A 2,344-nucleotide genomic window follows, 5' to 3' on the forward strand; every position below is an offset into this window, starting at 1 on the left:
AAGCAAATCTCGACTAGCAGCAATTATCGAAGCTATATGTGAAATCTTGTGGCTGGGGGTAGACAAAAGATTGTATACTAAAACAACGAGCTGATTGTTTAATTATATTGTACAGCACTTTAGCAACAACTATGTTGTTAAAGTCGCAAAAGTAGCGAAAAAGTTTTATCTGCATGTCTGCGCGCGACCACTTATCCAAACCCAGCACCGATATGATGACAGAGCAGCATACTTCTACCAAGCAGGATATTCTCGAATACCTGCTCAAGCACGGTCAAGCGATCGCGCAGGACTTGGCGATCGCGCTAGACATTAGTCCCCAAGCGGTACGTCGCCATCTCAAAGATTTAGAAACTGAAGATTTAATCGTTTATAAGTCAGTCTCAGCGGGGACGGGTAGACCCCAGCATATCTATCATCTGAGTCAGAAGGGGCGCGAACGTTTTCCTAACAGGTACGATCGATTTGCCATCTCGTTTCTAGATACTTTAGTCGATAATCTTGGCTACGAGCAAGCGAGTGAAATCATTCATAGCCATTGGCAGAAAAAAAGTATCGATTATCGTCAAAAGCTGGGACAGGGGGAATTGCTGGAGCGGGTTGCTAAATTAGTGGAACTGCGCCGTCAGGAGGGCTATATGGCCGAGTATCACCCCTTGGATGGTCGAGATGACAAATTTATCCTCACGGAGTACAACTGCGCGATCTCGCAGGTTGCGAACTCATTTCCGGCTGTGTGCGGACACGAACTCGAAATGTTCGCGGCGGCGTTAGCTGATTGTCAGGTAGAGCGCACTCACTGGCTGGTTGATGGCGAGCATCAGTGTGGCTATTTGATTTCGATGACGGATAACTGACTCTGGATTAATAGCTTATTCTTACCTGCGACTTAAGTCGCGGCTAATGTTGCAAAGTCCGCCTACGCGGACTAGGATATTCAGTTTGCGTAAGTAGCAGCTTGGGTTAACTAAAATAATCGATCGTAAATATTCTATGAATGAGAAACAGTATCTAACGCACGCTGAGGCTTTGGAAGTAGAAGCAGCATTGCTATCTACCCACGAGAAGTTTTTGACTCGGATTACAATTTCTTCGCTGCGGATGCTCCAACAGATTGCTGATGACGAGCAGGTTGCCAAAATTGAAGATCTGACTCCCCAACAGATTATCAAGTGGTTCGAGCGGGATGCCGAAATTAAACGCGCTCAAGGCGAAACCGCAGGCACTCTACAATGGTAATCTAGGCTTGCCGCTCGATACTTGTGGCGATCGAGTCAGCAGATGTAAATTGACACAAGGATCGAAAATCGCACCTAATGTTAGCGATTAGTGCCCAAACAGCAAGCTCCGAGAACACAAATATCGATTGAGTAAATACTCTAGTTTTAGCTGGAAATCCAGCTACATACAGATCTATTCCAGCGCGATTAGGTTATTATAATTTGCTAAATGATAAATTAAAACCCAGGTATTTACTAGTGTAAATGCCTGGGGAGATTGAGACTAACTGTTCTGCAAGTTTACAGATTAACGTTGTTGCGGAGTCGAAAATTGCTTGTTGATTTGGATTAGCTTCTGTTGTTGTTCGGGAGTTAGGATGGCGTTTTGTTGGGCGACTGCTTCGGCTTGAATTGCTTTGAGTTTGGTTTGTTGATCCGCCGTGAAGGTAAAGTTGGTTCTTTTTCCCTCTTTCATTGCTTGCTGAAGTTGTTGTTTTTGGGTAGGATTGAGCACTGCAATTTGCTTTTGCAGGACAGTTTGCTGGAGCTTGACTAATTTTTCTTGTTGATCTTTCGTCAGCTTGAGTTGCTCGATGGCTTGTGCTTGAGCGTTGTTAGCATTAGCTGGAGCTGTAGTCGCTGGAGTTGTAGTTGCTGGAGCTGTTTTAGTTGCAGGAGTCTTGGTAGGTGACTGTGCGAAGCTAGGAGTAACAATGGTAGCAACCATCGATAGGGAGCAAATCGCGGTAAGTGCAGCAGTTAATGTGAAATTTTTCATAGGAAGAGAATGAAATTCTGAGTGGAATTTGACCGATCTGGGAGTCGATTTTGATTGTGACACTTTTCTGATGACTCCGCTAGCTGCCAAAATGTTCTTCCGCAGGTGGATCTCCTGCGGCTAAAGGGATACAAAAAATTTTGGAATTAATTAGATCGGCTACTTTTTTGGTACCTTAAAATTTCGCTCTGACGGTAAATTCGTAGTCGCCTCCAGCTTCGAGTTGATAGTCCCACTGCTTCAAAAATCTACCTAATGCATCTTGGATCAAAGCACGTCCTAGAGCTGGTTCGACGATGAGTTCTAAGTTGCCTTCGCGACAGCACCACTGAAAATCCCAACAAAA

Annotated in this window: 4 protein-coding genes; 2 read left to right on the top strand and 2 right to left on the bottom strand. The window is 44.6% G+C overall.

Annotation, left to right across the window (positions count from 1 at the left end; genetic code table 11):
* The first annotated feature begins 212 nt into the window (after positions 1 to 212).
* Both sufR and C7B77_RS28415 read left to right on the top strand, forming a co-directional pair.
* A complete protein-coding gene (gene sufR / locus C7B77_RS28410; RefSeq protein WP_106312979.1) occupies positions 213 to 857 on the top strand; it encodes an iron-sulfur cluster biosynthesis transcriptional regulator SufR in 645 nt (214 codons plus the stop codon).
* A 136-nt stretch (positions 858 to 993) separates the two neighbouring features.
* Complete coding sequence (locus tag C7B77_RS28415) at positions 994 to 1,239, top strand: hypothetical protein (RefSeq protein WP_106312973.1); 246 nt, start codon at positions 994 to 996, stop codon at positions 1,237 to 1,239.
* 288 nt (positions 1,240 to 1,527) lie between these two features.
* Here C7B77_RS28415 and C7B77_RS28420 read toward each other — a convergent pair whose 3' ends face one another.
* Both C7B77_RS28420 and C7B77_RS28425 read right to left on the bottom strand, forming a co-directional pair.
* Positions 1,528 to 1,998 (bottom strand): hypothetical protein, encoded by a 471-nt coding sequence (locus C7B77_RS28420; protein ID WP_106312976.1) that lies wholly within the window; start codon positions 1,996 to 1,998, stop codon positions 1,528 to 1,530.
* A gap of 175 nt (positions 1,999 to 2,173) precedes the next feature.
* The coding region (locus C7B77_RS28425) for a DUF3146 family protein (protein WP_146138585.1) at positions 2,174 to 2,344 on the bottom strand (171 nt) is incomplete at its 5' end.

Origin of the sequence: Chamaesiphon polymorphus CCALA 037, assembly GCF_003003845.1 — a bacterium.
Taxonomy (GTDB): Bacteria; Cyanobacteriota; Cyanobacteriia; order Cyanobacteriales; family Chamaesiphonaceae; genus Chamaesiphon; species Chamaesiphon polymorphus.